Source organism: Pseudonocardia yuanmonensis (assembly GCF_039542425.1).
In the GTDB taxonomy this organism is placed as follows: domain Bacteria; phylum Actinomycetota; class Actinomycetes; order Mycobacteriales; family Pseudonocardiaceae; genus Pseudonocardia; species Pseudonocardia yuanmonensis.
The window spans coordinates 32,989-49,189 of sequence record NZ_BAABIC010000028.1 but is presented as its reverse complement, the minus strand read 5'-3'; the positions used below and the strand labels follow the sequence as shown (position 1 = coordinate 49,189).

Annotated in this window: 14 protein-coding genes; 8 read left to right on the top strand and 6 right to left on the bottom strand. The window is 72.0% G+C overall.

Features of this window, described 5'->3' with window-relative positions; all coding sequences use genetic code 11:
- Nucleotides 1–310: 310 nt before the first annotated feature.
- From ABD990_RS29645 to ABD990_RS29630, 4 genes are all read left to right on the top strand, one after another.
- Nucleotides 311–601, top strand: coding sequence for a hypothetical protein (locus tag ABD990_RS29645; RefSeq protein WP_345384081.1), 291 nt, complete (start codon nucleotides 311–313; stop codon nucleotides 599–601).
- Between the two features lie 547 nt (nucleotides 602–1,148).
- Nucleotides 1,149–1,958: an N-acyl homoserine lactonase family protein gene (locus tag ABD990_RS29640; protein ID WP_345384080.1), complete on the top strand. Its 810-nt coding sequence runs from the start codon at nucleotides 1,149–1,151 to the stop codon at nucleotides 1,956–1,958.
- 27 nt (nucleotides 1,959–1,985) lie between these two features.
- A complete protein-coding gene (locus ABD990_RS29635) occupies nucleotides 1,986–3,383 on the top strand; it encodes an LLM class flavin-dependent oxidoreductase (RefSeq protein WP_345384079.1) in 1,398 nt (465 codons plus the stop codon).
- A gap of 198 nt (nucleotides 3,384–3,581) precedes the next feature.
- Nucleotides 3,582–4,373: an SDR family oxidoreductase gene (locus tag ABD990_RS29630; protein ID WP_345384078.1), complete on the top strand. Its 792-nt coding sequence runs from the start codon at nucleotides 3,582–3,584 to the stop codon at nucleotides 4,371–4,373.
- 33 nt (nucleotides 4,374–4,406) lie between these two features.
- On the opposite strand, the gene ABD990_RS29625 is transcribed toward ABD990_RS29630, so the two are convergent.
- The 6 genes from ABD990_RS29625 to ABD990_RS29600 all read right to left on the bottom strand — a co-directional run bounded on the left by ABD990_RS29625 (nucleotide 4,407) and on the right by ABD990_RS29600 (nucleotide 10,340).
- Nucleotides 4,407–5,306, bottom strand: a complete 900-nt coding sequence (locus ABD990_RS29625) for an MBL fold metallo-hydrolase (protein WP_345384077.1) — start codon at nucleotides 5,304–5,306, stop codon at nucleotides 4,407–4,409.
- Between the two features lie 194 nt (nucleotides 5,307–5,500).
- A complete protein-coding gene (locus ABD990_RS29620) occupies nucleotides 5,501–6,100 on the bottom strand; it encodes a DUF1638 domain-containing protein (RefSeq protein WP_345384076.1) in 600 nt (199 codons plus the stop codon).
- 40 nt (nucleotides 6,101–6,140) lie between these two features.
- Nucleotides 6,141–8,036 (bottom strand): ASKHA domain-containing protein, encoded by a 1,896-nt coding sequence (locus tag ABD990_RS29615; RefSeq protein WP_345384075.1) that lies wholly within the window; start codon nucleotides 8,034–8,036, stop codon nucleotides 6,141–6,143.
- Between the two features lie 2 nt (nucleotides 8,037–8,038).
- Nucleotides 8,039–8,905 carry a dihydropteroate synthase gene (locus ABD990_RS29610; protein ID WP_345384074.1) on the bottom strand — a complete coding sequence of 289 codons (867 nt, stop codon included), beginning with the start codon at nucleotides 8,903–8,905 and terminating at the stop codon, nucleotides 8,039–8,041.
- A complete protein-coding gene (locus tag ABD990_RS29605; RefSeq protein WP_345384073.1) occupies nucleotides 8,905–9,570 on the bottom strand; it encodes a corrinoid protein in 666 nt (221 codons plus the stop codon). The genes ABD990_RS29610 and ABD990_RS29605 overlap by 1 nt, the downstream gene beginning before the upstream one ends.
- Nucleotides 9,570–10,340: an IclR family transcriptional regulator gene (locus tag ABD990_RS29600; protein WP_345384072.1), complete on the bottom strand. Its 771-nt coding sequence runs from the start codon at nucleotides 10,338–10,340 to the stop codon at nucleotides 9,570–9,572. The genes ABD990_RS29605 and ABD990_RS29600 overlap by 1 nt, the downstream gene beginning before the upstream one ends.
- Nucleotides 10,341–10,436: 96 nt before the next feature.
- Here ABD990_RS29600 and ABD990_RS29595 point away from each other — a divergent pair, with 96 nt between their 5' ends.
- From ABD990_RS29595 to ABD990_RS29580, 4 genes are read left to right on the top strand one after another with little or no spacing between them, the layout of a single operon-like run.
- A complete protein-coding gene (locus ABD990_RS29595; protein WP_345384071.1) occupies nucleotides 10,437–11,888 on the top strand; it encodes a trimethylamine methyltransferase family protein in 1,452 nt (483 codons plus the stop codon).
- A 12-nt stretch (nucleotides 11,889–11,900) separates the two neighbouring features.
- Nucleotides 11,901–14,411, top strand: coding sequence for a GcvT family protein (locus ABD990_RS29590; protein ID WP_345384070.1), 2,511 nt, complete (start codon nucleotides 11,901–11,903; stop codon nucleotides 14,409–14,411).
- A gap of 3 nt (nucleotides 14,412–14,414) precedes the next feature.
- Complete coding sequence (locus tag ABD990_RS29585; protein WP_345384069.1) at nucleotides 14,415–15,185, top strand: electron transfer flavoprotein subunit beta/FixA family protein; 771 nt, start codon at nucleotides 14,415–14,417, stop codon at nucleotides 15,183–15,185.
- Complete coding sequence (locus tag ABD990_RS29580; protein ID WP_345384068.1) at nucleotides 15,182–16,195, top strand: electron transfer flavoprotein subunit alpha/FixB family protein; 1,014 nt, start codon at nucleotides 15,182–15,184, stop codon at nucleotides 16,193–16,195. Before ABD990_RS29585 ends, ABD990_RS29580 begins: the two co-directional genes overlap by 4 nt.
- Nucleotides 16,196–16,201: the final 6 nt, after the last annotated feature.

The following is a 16,201-nucleotide window of genomic DNA, read 5'->3' as shown; positions in this document are numbered from 1 at the left end:
CCCCTGCCCGTGGGACACGACGTCGATCGTGTCGAGCTCCGGCCCACGGGTCTTGATGTCCGAGAGCCAGTAGGCCTCGTCCGACACGAGCCCGGAGGCCGGGTCGTCCATGAGCGGGTTGCGCACGAAGGTCACGTGGTGGGGGTCGACGACGCGCGGCGCGTCGCCCATCCAGTCGGTGGCCTTGTCCCACATGCCGTTCTTGCACATCACCAGGTGCTCGGCGGCGAGCCCGACCCGGCTGTAGAACTCGTAGTCGTAGTCCCCCGCGGCGTAGGCGTCGGCGCGCTCGCGGGTGATGGTGTAGCGGATGAAGTCGTCGTTGACCCCCGCCCACTCCATCACCGGCTGGTTGCGCCGGCTCGGCAGCAGCACGGACAGCTTCGAGCCCGGCCCGTGCACCGTCAGGGTGTCGACGCCGACGAAGTCCCCGACCTGGTCCGCGACGCCGTCGAGCCCCGGGAACGACGGCGCGACGTTCAGCCCGTCGCAGATGAAGGCCCTGCTGAACACGTCCGGGAAGGACAGCGAAAGCTTGTTGGCCATAAAGGCGCCGGAGGAGAAGCCGCCCATCGCGGTGCGGTCCGGGTCGAGGTCGTAGTGCCGGCGGGCGTCGGCGATCGCTTCGAACACCGCGGCGCCGGACTCGCCGTAGCCCCACTCGTCCTGCCCGCGGGCGTCGACGTCGATCACCATCGTCGGGTCGCCCGGCCGCTCGGAGAACCGCGGTACAGGGCCCGGCGTACCGGCGCAACGGTTACGCCCTGCGCCCGGGCGACGACGCCGCCGGCGACCGGGATGCGGGGTTACCTCGCACCTCCACCGACGGCGCGCCGCCCGTGCCTCGATGGGCGGGAGCCTCGGTCGCCGACCGGTATCCCCGCAACGACCCCGAACGGGACTAGTTACGACGCCGCTCCGGACGGCGAGTAAGCGAAACACATGTGAGTGGGCGGTCTAGCCCGTCACGCCACCGGCCGAGCCGCACCCAACGCCGCTGGTCGCCAACAACGACGTCGTCTCGAGCAGTAATTGTGGACAAACCGGAACTCAACCTTGTGTCAAGTTGAGCCCTTCATGATGCTCGTCACAGCGGTCGCCTACGGCGGACCGGATCAACGGCGCACCGATCACGACGGGAGGCAGCCATGGGTGTCACACTCCGCGGCGTCAACCTGGGTTACATGGGTCTGGACAAGTCCCTGCTGGTCAACAAGCCCGAGCATGTCGGGAGCACCTACCAGTGCCCGGCCATCGCCTACATCCTCGAGACCCCACAGGGACGGATCCTCTGGGAGACCGGTCTGTCGGCGCGATGCTCGGACGAGTGGCTCGCCGAGTGGCGGGAGGTGGTCGATCTCGGGGCCGTCACGCCCGAGGCGTGCCTGGAACTGCGGCTGAAGCAGCTCGGCCTGGGGCCGGAGGACTTCCGCTACGTCGTCCAGGGGCACCTGCACACCGATCACGCCGGCGGTCTGCGCCTGTTCGAGGACGCCGGCGCGGAGATCGTGGTGCACGAGGCGGAGTACGCCCACGTCATGAGCCTCGACACGGACAGGGACTTCTTCGCCCGCGTGGACTGGGCCTTTCTCGGCGACAAGAAGCCGACCCTGATCCCGGGAGGCTCGATGGAGATCGCCGACGGCGTGCGTCTGGTGCATCTACCGGGACACACACCGGGACAGATGACCATGCAGGTCGACCTCGCGAGCACCGGCACGGTGCTCCTGACCTCGGACGCCCTCTATCACCACGAGAACTACGTCGAGCCCACCGGCGAACCCCAGATCTACTGGGACATCGAGAAGTGGCGTACCTCCCTCGAATTGCTCGGCCGGCTGGCGCGCGAGAACGACGCCTGGCTGTTCCCCGGCCATGACGAGACCGGAATTCAGCACTTCGACAGCCGCCAGGAACTGAAGGCGATCCGCTTCGACGAGGGCTACACCTACGCGTAGGAACGACTCATCGACAAGGAGAATCCGGTGATCGAGATCGGAGTGTTCCACAACGGGGCATCGGACCTGCCCGCGAAGGAGGTGCCGTGGAACGGATCGGGCGTCGTCGTGAACGACGGCGACCTTCCCACGACACACCAGTCGGCCCAACGCACCATCGTCAACCAGGTGCGACAGGGTGTCCTCGCCGACCACCTGGGTTTCGACTACTGGTTCCAGACCGAGCACCACTTCCAGCCCGAGGGCGCCGAGCTCAGCCCGAACCCGCTGCTCGGGGAAGCCGCGATCGCCGCGCGGACCAAGAGGATCAGGCTGGCACAGGCAGCCAACATCATCACCTGGTGGCACCCGATCCGGATCGCGGAACAAGCCGCGATGCTCGATGTGATCAGCGGTGGACGGCTGGAGTTCGGCATCGGGCGCGGCTATCAGCCGCGGGAGAACGAGACCTTCGGCTGGCCCTACGGCTCCACCATCCAGGACCAGGAACGCAACCGCGCCTATTACGAGGAGGCCTACGAGATCATTCTCAAGGCATGGACGCAGGATTCCTTCTCCCACCACGGCGAGTTCATGTCGCTCCCGCCCTCGTACACGAAGTGGAACCACAAGCAGACCCTCGCCTACTTCAGCCAGAAGGGCGTCGGCCGGGAACTCGACGAGGTGCTCAAGGTGGGCGGGCCGGACATGTACTCCGGCGGCAACCCGGTACAGGCGACCACCACGAAGCTTCTCGAATTCTCCGTCTACCCCCAGCCGCTGCAGAAGCCGTACCCGCAGATGTGGGAGCCGTTGACCAGTCCGCGCTCCGTCAAGTGGGCGGCCGAGCGCGGCATCAACGGCTACTTCATCGTGGAGCCCAACTCACGGCTCCGGAAGAACATCGACCTCTACTTCGAGGCTGCCGAGTCGGCGGGATGGCCCGACCGGCAGGACCGGGGTCAGTTCAAGCGCGGGTGGGACGCGGAGAAGCACCGCGGCGTCGTGACGTGTCGGTACATCCACGTGGTCGAGAAGGGCCTCGGCGACCTGGACCGGGCCGCGCGGGCCATGGAGTTGCAGTGGGACTACTACGGCCCGTTCGGATTCGCCGCCGTGCTGGCCGAGGCCGACGAGCCGTTCTACGACCTCGACATGAAGGTCACCGCCGATCTCCTCCGTGAGAAGAAGGTCGCCATCCACGGGTCGAAGCAGTACGTGATCGACTCGATCTTGGAGATCAAGGAGCAGTGCGGCTACGACGACTTCATGTTCAACGCTTGGTTCGAGCTCGGCGGCTTCCGGGGCGAGGAGGTCGAAGCGCAGATGAGCTACTTCGCCGACGAGATCATGCCGGTGCTCCGTCGGGAGTGCGGCGGCTCTCCGGAGCTACCGACCAGCAGCGTCGACCTCGACGTGGAACGGAGGCCGGTGGCGCAGGCCTGACCGTCGACGACGACGCCGAGGCCGGGCCGGGTTCGTCCGGTCCGTGTTCCGGGCGGGTTCTCCTGCCCGGAACACGGACCGCACGCCCGCCAACCCCGGACGGCCTGCCCCGGTGGCCGAGATCACCTCCGAAGCTGAACTGAACGGGCGTTCAGCACTCCATGATGTCTGCGGAGTCTCGACGGAGAGGACCTGACGATGAGTGCGTTCAGCGACGGCCTCATGGCCGATCGGACGGTGTTCGTGGCGGGTGGCACGAGCGGTATCAACCTCGGCATCGCCCGCAGGTTCGCTCAGCTCGGGGCGCGGGTGGCGGTGGTCGGCCGCAACCCGGAGAAGGCGAAGGCGGCTGCGGACTCCATCGGTGCCGGCGCGCTCGGCCTCTCCGCGGACGTCCGCGACTACGAGGCCATCCGGGGTGCACTGGAGCAGGTCGCGAGCGAGCTCGGCCCGCTCGACGTCGTCGTGTCCGGCGCCGCGGGCAACTTCCTGGCCCCCGCGGCACAGATGTCCGCCAACGCCTTCCGCACGGTGGTCGACATCGACCTCAACGGCACGTTCAACGTCTTCCGCGGCTGCTACGCCCTCCTCCGGACCCCGGGCGCCTCGCTGATCGCGATCACCGCGGGCCAGGCGGTCAACGCCATGCCGATGCAGGCCCACGCCTGCGCGGCCAAGGCCGGCATCAACCAGCTCGTCCGGGTGCTCGCCATGGAGTGGGGCCCCGACGTGCGGGTCAACGGCATCTCCCCCGGCCCGATCTCGGGCACCGAGGGCATGGCCCGGCTCGCGCCGGACGAGAGCACCCGCGAGGCCCACTTCGCCCGGATCCCGTTGAAGCGCTGGGGCGAGATCGAGGAGGTCGCCGAGGCCGCGGTGTTCCTCTCCAGCCCGTCCGCCACCTACGTCAGCGGCACGATCCTCGACGTCGACGGCGGCTCCCAGCTCGGCGACGCCAGCCGGACCAGTACCGCGAAGGGCCTGGCCTGAGGCCGACGCCCGGACGCCGGGCGCCGGCCGTGATCAGCCGGCGGCCCGGTAGCGACCGGGCTCGACCTCCGCGACGAGGCCGGCGCGGACGAGCCGGTCGAGGTGCTGCTCGGCGGTGCGGGCCTCCACGGTGTCCACGTGCGGGGCGTCCACGTGCGGTCGGTAGACGAACCGGTGGTCGACGACGTCCGCGAGGGTCCGCGGCTCCGCGAGGAACTCCCGCAGGGCCGCGTCCCGACGCTCGACGACCTCCCGGTAGGCGCGGAGCCGGCCGCGGAACTCCTCGGCGCCCTCGATCACGCCCTTCTGGTGGAAGGTGCCGAACCACCGGGCGTCGACCTCGGCACACGTCTCGATCGACCGCTCGAAGCCCTCGAGGCTGCTCCCCCGGTCGCCGTAGTACGGGCCGAACGAGGTCAGGTCGATGTCGGCGATGTAGAGGAAGCCGTCCGGCTCGACCAGCAGGCCGCAGTGCCCGGCGGTGTGCCCGGGCAGGTGCACGACGGTCGCCGTGCGGTCACCGAGGTCGAACCGGTGGCCGTCCGGCACGCCCAGGGCGTCGGGACGGCTGCGGACCCGGAAGTCGGTGGTCAGCGACTCCGCGAACTCCGCGGTCGCCTCCGCCGGCAGGCCGTAGCCGGCGAGCAGCACCTGTGTGTCCCGGACCGCGGCGAGATCGGCGGAGTGCACGTGGACCGGGGCGGGGAACGCGTCGATCGCCACGACGTGGTCCTCGTGCGCATGGCTGACGAACACGGCGTCGGCGGCAGGCAGGTCGTCCTCCTCGACCAACGCCAGGGAGGGGTCCACGAGGAGCGTGCCCGCGCTGCCGCGGACCAGCAGCGAGTTCCCGTACGGGTAGCCGCCGCCGTTCGCCGCCCGCAGCAGCGTGACCTGCCCGTACTCCTCGGGTGTCCACCCTGTCGTCCCCATCGACGCCTCCCTCGCGGCCCGTCCCCGGACCCCGGCGGTCCGCGGGCTGCACGCCGCTACCGACAGTTCTTCCTCGCGGTCGGCCCCGCGTCAAGATCGAGCACGGGAAGCTCGTCGCTCACGGCTCAGGGGGGACACCTCGCCGGAGGCGCCGGGCGTCCTCGACGCGGATCGCCGTCCGCCTCGGGAGCCCGTCAGGCCGGGCCGGGACCGGTCCGGTCGACCACCAGCTCCTCGACCGCCCGCTCGAGGAGGACGTCTCCGACGACGACCTCCTCCAACGGCAGGCCGAGGACGCCGGCGGCCCGCTCCGCCGCCGCGCGGAGGCCGGCGGTCGGGTGCTGGGCGAGCCAGACCACGCGCCGGTAGTGGCCGAAGTAGTCGTCGCGCAGCTCGGGGTACCGGTCCAGGCCGAGCTCGACGACGACCGAGCGGGCGAACGACGCGACGAGGTAGTCGGTCAGCACGTAGGTGCCGGGTTCTGCCTCCAGCAACGCGCGCATCCGGGCGGCGCCTGCGAAGACCGAGTAGCAGTCGGTACCGGTCAGCCGCCGCACGCCCCACCGGGCGCACACCGCGTCGAGGGCGCCGTAGGTTCCGCAGTCCGCGTAGCCGACGGCGACCCGCGCATACCGCGGCCGCAGGCGCGACACCTCGCGCTCGACGGCGGCGGCGATCCGCTCGGGCCGGTTGTGCAGCAGCGGAGGCAGGGGGACGACGTCGACGGGCCAGCCGCGACGGGCGACGACGTCCGCGACGGGGCGGGCGATCGCCCCGCACGCGACCACCGCCACCCTGTCCGGGCGAGCTCCCCGTCCACGCCGTCCGACCTGGTCAGACCGGGAAGGCGAGGCGCTCGACGAACCGGTCGTTGAAGTCCGCGCGGTCGGAGAGCTCGACGTAGTGCACCTCCTCCAGCAGGGCCTGGGCCGCCGCCCGCTCGCGCATCGACAGCAGGGCCATCTTGGCGCCCTCCCCCGCCACGTTGCCCGCGCTCACGATGCGCAGCAGCGCGACGTCGGGCACCAGCCCGATCCGCACCGCGGCGGCGGGGCCGAGATAGCTGCCGAAGGACCCGGCCAGCAGCACCTGGGCGACGTCGGCGGCGGTCAGCCCCTGCTCCTCCAGCAGCAGCTGCCAGCCCGTGGAGATCGCCGCCTTGGCGAACTGCAGCTCGCGGATGTCGCGTTGGGACAGGTAGAGCGCCTCGGCAGGGTCACCGGCCGGGTCGTCACCGCGGAAGTGCAGGACGAAGACCCGCTCCTGGCCGACCTGGCGCAGCCGCGCGGCCAACCCGGGCGGCACGCCCGGCGCGTCCGCCGCGATCAGCCGCCCCGACGCGTCGACGAGGCCGGCCGCCACCATCGCCGCCACGGCGTCGACGAGGCCGGAGCCGGCCAGCCCGACCGGCTCGACGTCCCCGATGACCTGCAGCACGACGTCGTCGTCGCTGATCTTCACGCCCTCGACCGCGCCGGGCGCGGCCCGCATCCCGCAGCGGATGGCCGCGCCCTCGAAGGCCGGCCCGGCGGGGGCGGCGGTGGCGAGCAGCCGGTCGCCCGCCGCGAGGATGATCTCGCAGTTCGTGCCGATGTCGATGAAGAGCCGGACGCGGCGGTCACGGTCCATCCCGGAGGCCAGCGCGCCCGCGACGATGTCGCCGCCGACGTAGGCGCCGAGCGCGGGGAACACGTACGCCCTGGCGCGCGGGTGCACCCGCACCCCGAGGTCGGCGGCCGCGAGGTCGTCGAACGAGCGGGAGGCCATGACGAACGGCGCGACCCCCAGCGGCTCGGGGTCCACCCCCAGCGCGAGGTGGGTCATCGTGGCGTTGCCCGCCAGCGCGATCTCGTAGACCTCGCCGCGGTCGACGCCGCCGTCGGCGCAGACCTCGCCCGCGAGCTGGTCGAGGCCCTCGTGGGCGAGCGCGGTGAGCCGGTCCAGGGCCGCGGGGTCGGTCATCGTCGCGCTGATCCGGGTGATCACGTCGGCGCCGTGGGACTGCTGGGGGTTGAGCCGGGACGCGACGGCCACCGGGGTGCCGGTGGCGAGATCGAGCAGCGTCGCGACGACGGTCGTCGTGCCGAGGTCGAAGGCGATGCCGAAGAGCCGCCCGCTCGTGTCCCCCGGCTCCACGTCGACCAGCACGTCGTCCACGACGACCGCGGTGACCGTGTGGTCCGGGGTGTGGTCCGGCGTGTGGTCGGCGGAGCGCAGCGCCCGGGACAGGCTCCGGATCGCCGGCAGGTCCACCCGGAGCTCGAGGTCGGGCAGCGCGTCGCGCAGGCGCTCGAGGTCCGTGCGCTGGTCGGCGAGGGTCGGCTCGGGCAGCGTCAGGCAGCGCTTCTGCAGCGCGGGGCGCAGGATCACCTGCCGCCCGACGCCGACCGTGGCCGCCTTCGGCCGGGTGACGAGCGCGGGCACCTCCACCCGCAGGTCCTGCTCGGCCCGGGCGCGGCACGCCAGGCGCCAGCCCGCGCGCAGCTCCTCGGGGCCGAAGGCGCGCGGGTCCAGCCGGGACACCGGCACGTCGCCCTCGACGACCCGCATCCGGCACTTGCGGCACGTGCCGTGGCCCCCGCAGGTGGAGTCGACGGCGATGCCGTTCCAGCTCGCCGCGTCGAACAGCGTCGCCCCGGCGGGGGCCCGCACCTCGCGGGGGCGGGCCCCGTCGGGGTCGAACCGGATGCGGACCCGCTCCGGCGTCGGCGGCTCGGGGAGTGCGGTCACGGTCAGGCCGTCTTCTCCGCGGCGGCCGCCGCCCGGGCGCGCGCGATCCAGGCCGCGCCCCAGTCGTCGTTGCCGAGCAGCAGGTCCGCGGCCTTGACCGCCTCGACGATCTGCGGCGACCGCACGTCCATGATCGCGCTGGTCAGCCCGCAGGACATGGCCATGGGCAGGAACGTCGCGCCGAGCGCCGGGCGCCCGGGCATGCCGAAGGAGACGTTGGAGGCGCCGAGGGTCGTGTTCAGGCCGAGCTCGTCCGAGATCAGCTCGATCGTCCGCAGCGTCGTGCGGACGAGCGTCGTGTCCGCCCCCACCGGCATGGCCAACGGGTCGATCACGATGTCCTCGACCGGGATGCCGTACTCGCCGACGGCGACGTCGAGGATCTTGCGGGTGATCTCCAGCCGGCGCTCCGGCTCGTCCGGGATCTCGTCCTCCTCGTTGGGCAGTGCGATCACCGCCGCCCCGTGCCGGGCCACGATCGGCAGGATCGCGTCCAGCCGCTCCCGCTCGCCGGTCACCGAGTTCACCAGCGCCTTGCCCTGGTACGCGGCGAGCCCGGCCTCCAGCGCCTCGACCACCGACGAGTCGATCACCAGCGGCAGGTCGGTGCGCTCCTGCACCATCGTGACGGCCTTGGCGAGCAGCTCGGCCTCGTCGGCGAGCGGGACGCCCATGTTGACGTCGAGCATCGTCGCCCCGCCGGCGACCTGCTGCTCGACGTCGACCTCGATGCGCGAGAGGTCGCCCCGGCGCAGCTGCTCGGCGAAGATCTTCCGGCCGGTCGGGTTGATCCGTTCACCGATCAGGCAGAACGGTCGATCCGGACCGATGACGACCTCGCGGGTCGCCGAGCGCAGGACGGTGTGCATCAGACCCCCACGGCGGCGCGACGGGCGGCGAGCAGTTCCTTGGCCTTGCGGACGGCGGTGGCGGCGTCGGCGGCGTAGCCGTCGGCCCCCACGGCGTCCGCGTACTCCTGGGTGACCGGGGCGCCCCCGACCATCACGATCACCTGGTCGCGCAGCCCCGCCTTCTGCAACGCGTTGATGTTCGCCTTGAACATCGGCATGGTCGTGGTGAGGAACGCGGAGAAGCCGACGATGTCCGGATTGTGCTCGTGGATCCCGGCGATCACCTTCTCCGGCGACACCTGCACGCCGAGGTCGATCACGTGGAAACCGGCACCCTCCAGCATGATGTTGACGAGGTTCTTGCCGATGTCGTGGACGTCGCCCTTCACGGTGCTCATCAGGAACGTCCCGACGGTCTGCGCACCGGTCTCGGCGAGCAGCGGGCGCAGGACGTCCAGCGCCCCGCTCATCGCCTTGCCCGCCACGAGCATCTCGGGCACGAAGAAGTCCCCGCGCTCGAACCGGGCGCCGACCTCCTCGAGCGCGGGGATCAGCGCGTCGAACAGCATCGACTCGGGGGTGAGGTCCGCGTCGAGACCCTCGTGCGTCAGCTCGAGCACGCGCGGCTTGTTCCCGACGAGCGTCTCGTCGTAGAGCCCGCGCAGGATCGCCTCGTGATCCATCAGGCCGAGCCTCCCTTTCGTCCGGGTTGGTGCCCCAGCAGCGCGGACAGCCCGCGCAGCTCGGCGACGAGCAGGTCCCCGAGCGTGGTGATGCCGAAGTCGTTGATGCGGTTGGTGGGTCCGGAGACCGAGACGGCGGCGACGACGGTGCCGTCGACGGCCCGCACGGGAGCGCCGACGGCGGCGAGCCCGAGCTCCAGCTCGTCCAGCGAGGCGGCCCAGCCTCGTCGGCGGACCTCGACGAGGGCGTGCTCGAACTGGGCGCGGTCGACCGGCGAATGCGCGGTGCGGCGCTCCAGCTGGCCGGGCGGCAGCGGGAGCGCGCCGAAGGCGTAGAGCACCTTGCCCAGCGCCGTGCAGTGCGCGGGCACGTCGACGCCGACCCAGTTCGCGGCCCCGACCAGGTACCGGCTGTCGACCTGGTCGATCTCGACGAGCTGGCCGCCGCGCGCCACGGCGAGGTTCACCGTCTCCCGGCAGAGCGCCGACAGGTGCTCCATCGTGGGGCGGGCGAGCTCGGCGAGGTCGTGCAGCGCGCTGGGCCGGGCGGCGTGCAGCGAGAACAGCGCACCCGGGCGGAAGGCGCCGGCCCGGTCGCGGTACACCAGCCGGCTGCGCTCCAGGGCCTGCAGGAGCCGTGAGGTGGTGGACTTCGCCAGGCCGAGCTCGTCCACCAGCGAACTGAAGGTGCGCGGCGCGCCGGACTCGACGATGAGGCCGAGCAGGGCACTCGCTCGTTCGACCGACTGACTGCCCGTCTGCGCCGTCATGAGAGCCGTCCAAAGTTTCACATTATGGAACCCGAGTTCTGAGGATGGCGGCTACTGTGACGCGGGTCTCCCAGCCCGTCAAGAGCGGAGAAGCACATGTTCCGCAACGCGATGCCCCGGTACGAGATCCTCTCCGAGGACGCGATGAGCACCCTCGACGCGGGCTGGCGCCGGCTGGTGTCGGAGATCGGCGTGGAGTTCGGGTCGGCCCGGGCGTTGGAGCTGTTCCGTCAGGCCGGCCAGAAGGTCGAGGACTCCGACGGTCAGGGGGTCGTCCGGTTCGATCCGGACTTCGTGCTCGAACAGGTCGCCAAGGCGCCGCGGTCGTTCGACGTGCAGGCCCGCAATCCGGCGAACACCGTCCACATCGGCGACGACGCGATGGCGTTCGGCGCCGTCTACGGCCCGCCGTTCGTGCGGGAGGGCGACGTGCGGCGGGACGCGACGATGGACGACTTCCGCAACTTCACCCGGCTGGCCCAGGGCTTCGCCGTCCTCGACTCGGCGGGCGGGGTCGTCTGCGAGCCGGAGGACACGCCGCTGGACTCGCGGCACCTGGACATGACCTACGCCCTGCAGACGCTCACCGACAAGATCTACATGGGCAACGTGGTGTCCGGGGCCAACGCCGCCGACACGATCGCCATGACCGAGATCCTCTTCGGCGGCCGGCCGGCGATCGAGGCCACCCCGGCCACGATCTCGCTGATCAACTGCAACTCGCCGCTGCGCTGGGACGAGCGCATGCTGGAGGCGCAGCTCGCGTACAGCGAGGCCAACCAGGCCGTCGTCATCACCCCGTTCCTGCTGATGGGCGCGATGTCGCCGGTCTCGATCCCGGCGGCGCTGACCCAGCAGATCGCCGAGGCCCTCACCGGCATCGCGCTCTCCCAGCTCGTCCGGCCGGGCTGCCCGGTGATCTTCGGATCGTTCCTCTCCAACATCGACATGCAGTCCGGCTCGCCCTGCTTCGGCACCCCGGAGTCAGCGGTCGGGCTGCTCTGCACCGGACAGATTGCCCGCCGGTTCGGGCTCCCGGTCCGCTCCGGCGGTGGCCTCACCTCGAGCCAGACCGCGGACGCCCAGGCGGGCTACGAGTCGTTGATGACCATGCTCCCGACCTTCCTCGCGGGCATCAACTGGGTGATGCACTCGGCGGGGTGGCTGGAGGCCGGGCTGGTCGCGAGCTACGAGAAGTTCGTCCTCGACGTGCAACTGCTCGAGATGCTCCAGCACGAGTTCCGGCCGCTGGAGATCGACGAGGCGTCGCTCGCGTTCGACGCCCACGACGAGGTCCGGCACGGCGGCCACTTCCTCGGCGCCGCCCACACCATGGAACGGTTCCGCACCTGCTTCTACCGCCCGTTCGTCAACAGTTCGGAGAACTACGAGCGGTGGGTGCGCAACGGGGCCAAGGACGCCGCCGCCCGCGCCCGCGACGTCGCGCGGAAGCGACTCGACGAGTACGAACCTCCGCCGCTGGACGACGCGGTGCGCGAGGAGCTGACGGAGTACGTGACCCGGCGCCGCCGCGAGCTGGGCGACTAGGAGGACCATCCGATGCCGAATCTCCCCGCCACCGCCCGCGTCGTCGTGATCGGCGCCGGCATCGTCGGCAACTGCCTCGTGCACCACCTCGCCCGCCTCGGCTGGCGGGACATCGTGCAGATCGACAAGGGCCCGCTGCCCAACCCGGGCGGCTCCACCGGGCACGCCTCGAACTTCATCTTCCCGGTCGACCACTCGCGCGAGATCGCCGACCTGACGCTCGACTCGATGCGCCAGTACAAGGAGCTGGGCGTGTTCACCGAGTCGGGCGGGTACGAGGTCGCCCGCACCGAGGAGCGGATGGAGGAGCTGCGCAGGCGAATGTCGTCGGCGCGGGCGTGGGGCGTCCCGGCCGAGCTGGTGACCCCGGACCACGTCGTCGAACGCGTCCCGTACCTGGACAAGGACGAGATCCTCGGGGCGTTCTGGACGCCGTCCGTGGGCGTGGTCGACTCGCTCCGCGCGGGGACCCTGATGCGGGAGTCGGCGCTCGCCCGCGGTGCGCTCACCGTCGTGTCGACCGTCGAGGTGATCGGCATGGACGTCGAGCACGGGCGGATCCGGCGCGTGCGCACCACCGGCGGCGACATCGAGGCCGAGACCGTCGTGATCGCCTGTGGGGTGTGGAGCCCGAAGCTGGCCGCGATGGCCGGCGCGGCGATCCCGCTCACCCCGGCCGTCCACCAGATGATCTCGGTGGGGCCGATCCCGCAGCTGGCCGAGCGGCCCGGCGAGATCTCCTTCCCGATCATCCGGGACATGGACACGTTCTGCTACGAGCGCCAGCACGGCGCCGACATGGAGGTGGGCTCCTACGCCCACCGGCCCATCCTGTGGGACCCGGAGGACATCCCGTCGATCGACCAGGCGCGGCTCTCCCCCACCGAGACGCCGTTCACCGCCGACGACTTCGACCCGCAGCTGGAGCAGGCGCTCGCGCTCATGCCGGACGCGCTCGGCGCCGACGGGGCCGAGATCCGCTACGCCATCAACGGCCTGCTCTCGCTCACCCCCGACGGCGCCCCGATCCTCGGCGAGACGCCCGAGGTGAAGGGCCTCTGGTCGGCGGCCGCGGTGTGGATCAAGGAGGGTCCCGGTGTCGGCCGCGCGGTCGCGGAGTGGATGTCCCACGGGTACTCCGAGATCGACCTCCACCACTCCGACATCGCGCGGTTCTACCCCCACCAGCGCACCCGCGCCCACGTGCGCTCGCGCACCTCGGAGGCGTTCAACAAGACCTACGGCATCGTGCACCCCGGCGAGCAGTGGGCGGGCGAGCGCGGCAAGCGGCTCGCACCGATGCACGCCGCGGAGCACGCCGCCGGGGCGGTGTTCTTCGAGACCGTCGGGTGGGAACGGCCGATGTGGTACGCCTCGAACGAGGCCCTGCTCGGCGACTACGGCGACAGGGTCATGCCGCGCGAGCACGAGTGGGACTCCCGCTGGTGGTCGCCGATCATCAACGCCGAGCACCTCGCGATGCGGGACCGCGCCGGCATCGTGGACCTGTCCGCCTTCGCGATCTTCGACGTCGTCGGGCCGGCCGCGGAGGAGGCGATCCAGGGCATCGTCGTCGCGCAGGCCGCCGTGGCCGAGGGCCGGGTGATCTACACGCCGGTGCTCGACGCCCGGGGCGGCTTCCGGTCCGACCTCACGGTGATGCGGCTGGCCCACGACCGCTACCGGGTGGTCACCGGCGGCCTGCACGGGATGGCCGACCTGAAGTGGTTCGCCGACCACCTGCCCGCCGGCGCGGCGATCGTCGACCAGACCTCGGCGTTCACCACCATCGGGCTGTGGGGTCCGCGGGCCCGTGACATCCTCGGCCGCCTGAGCGACGCGGACATCTCCCACGCCGGTTTCCCGTTCCTCACCTGCCGCGGCATCGCGGTCGGCAGCATCGGCGTGCTCGCGTCCCGGATCTCCTACGTCGGCGAGCTGGGCTGGGAGCTCTACGTCCCGATGGAGCAGGGCGCCCGGGTGTGGGAGCTGCTGCACGAGGCCGGGCGGCCGGACGGGGCCGTCCCGGTGGGGATCGGCGTCTACGGCACGACCGGCCGGCTGGAGAAGGGCTACCGGGCGTTCGGGTTCGAGCTCGACGGCGAGCGCACGATCGTCGAGGCGGGGATGGCGCGGCCGAAGGTGAAGGACGCCGACTTCGTCGGCCGCGAGGCCTACCTCGCCCAACGGGCCGCCGAACCCCGGGCGGTGCTGTGCACCCTCACCGTCGACGACCACAGATCGGCGAGCGGCCGCAACCGCTACATGCTCGGCGGCGAGCCGATCCTCACCCGCGACGGCGGGGTGCTGACGGACGGCCACGGTCACCACCCGTACGTCACCTCGGCGGGATCGGCGCCGTCCCTCGGCACGCACCTCCTGATGGCCTACCTGCCGCCGGACCAGGCGGTGGTCGGCAATCGGCTCGCCGTGTCCTACATGGAGGAGCTCTACCCGGTGACCGTCGGCTCGACCGACGCCACCCCGCTGTTCGACCCGGCCAACGAGCGGATCAAGGGCTGAGCCATGGCGGACGTGCTGGTCTGCATCAAGCGGGTGCCCGACGTCGGGGGCGAGGTGCTGCTGACCCCCGACGCGCAGACGGTCGACGCCCGCTTCGTCGGGTTCACCGTGAGCGCGCACGAGAACTGCGCCGTCGAGCTGGCCGTGCGCATCGCCACGGCCACCGGCGGCACCGCGACCGTGCTCACCCTGGGGCCCGAGGCGGCGGTCGAGCAGCTCCGCGCCGCGCTGGCCGTCGGGTGCTCCGCGGCCGTGCGCATCGACGCCGACCCTGTCGAGTACGGGCCGGCGGACGTGGTCCGGGAGATCGCCGCCGTCGTGGCCGCCCACGCCGCCGAGGGCCGCACCCACGACCTGGTCCTGCTCGGCAACGACGCCGCCGACACCGGTGACTTCCAGGTCGGCGTCCGGCTCGCCTACGCCCTGGGTCGACCGGTGGTCAACGGGGTGCGCACGGTCGAGGTCGCCGACGGGGTGGCGACGGCGCGCGGCGACGGGCCGGACGGCGTCGAGACCTTCGCGGTGCCGCTGCCCGCCGTCGTCACCGTGCTCGAGGGCGGTGTCGAGCCGCGCTACCCGTCCGTCGTCGGCCGGATGAAGGCGAAGAAGATCCCGGTCGAGACCGTGGCGCCGCGGCACGAGCCGCACGGCCCGGGTCGCGTGCGGCTCCTGCTGCCGCCCGCCCAGCCGAGCACCGTCGAGGTGCTCGGCGCCGGACCGGACGCCGCGCCGGCCGTCGTCGACCTGCTGCAGCGCCTGGGGGTGGCCCGATGATCCTGACGGTCGTCGAGACCGACGCGGCCGGCGCGACCGAGGTGTCGCTGGAGGCCGTCACGTTCGCGCGCGCCCTGGCCAGGCGGGCGGGCGGTCCGGTGCACGCCGTCGTGGTCGGCCCGCGGCCCGACGGGCTGGTCGACCAGCTCGCCGGCCACGGTGTCGGCGAGGTGCACCACGCCACGGGCGACGCCTTCTCGGCCTACGGCGGGGCCCTCTGGGCGGCCGCCGTGCAGGCCGCGGTCGCCGCCGCCGACGCCGATGCCGTCGTCGCCCCGGGGTCCCCGCGCGGCCTGGAGGTCATGGCGCATCTGGCCGCGCGCCTGGACGTGCCGATGGCGGCCAACGTCGTCGGGCTGGGCACGGAGGACGGCACGGCGGACGGCACCGACGACGGCACCGACGACGGCGGGGCGCTGCGGGTCGTCCGCCAGGTGCTGGGCGGGGCGGTCCTCGAGGAGATGCTGCTCCCCCGGCGCCCCGCGGTGCTCACGGTCGCCGGCCACGCCGTCCAGGCCGAGCAGGTCCCGCCCGTGCCCGTGACACTGCGGGACTACACGCCGGAGGTCGCGGAGGCGGACCTGGTGACGCGCGTCGTGTCGACCGAGCCCGCCGCGCCGGACCTGTCGGGCGCGCTCACGTCGGCGAAGGTCGTGGTGGGCGCCGGGCGCGGGGCCGGCGGCGCGGAGGGCTTCACGGCTGTCGCCGAGCTGGCGGAGCTGCTCGGCGGGGCGCTCGGCGTCTCCCGCGTCGTGACCAGCATGGGCTGGCGGCCGCACCACGAGCAGATCGGCCAGACCGGGAGCCGGATCTCCCCCGACCTCTACATCGCCTGCGGCATCAGCGGGGCGATCCAGCACTGGGCCGGCTGCGCGAGCTCCAAGACCATCCTGGCCGTCAACACGGACGAGAACGCGCCCATGGTCACCAAGGCGACCTACGCGGTGATCGGGGACATGCACGAGGTCGTGCCCGCCGTCAACGCCGAGATCCGGCGCCGCCGGGGCTGAGGGGAC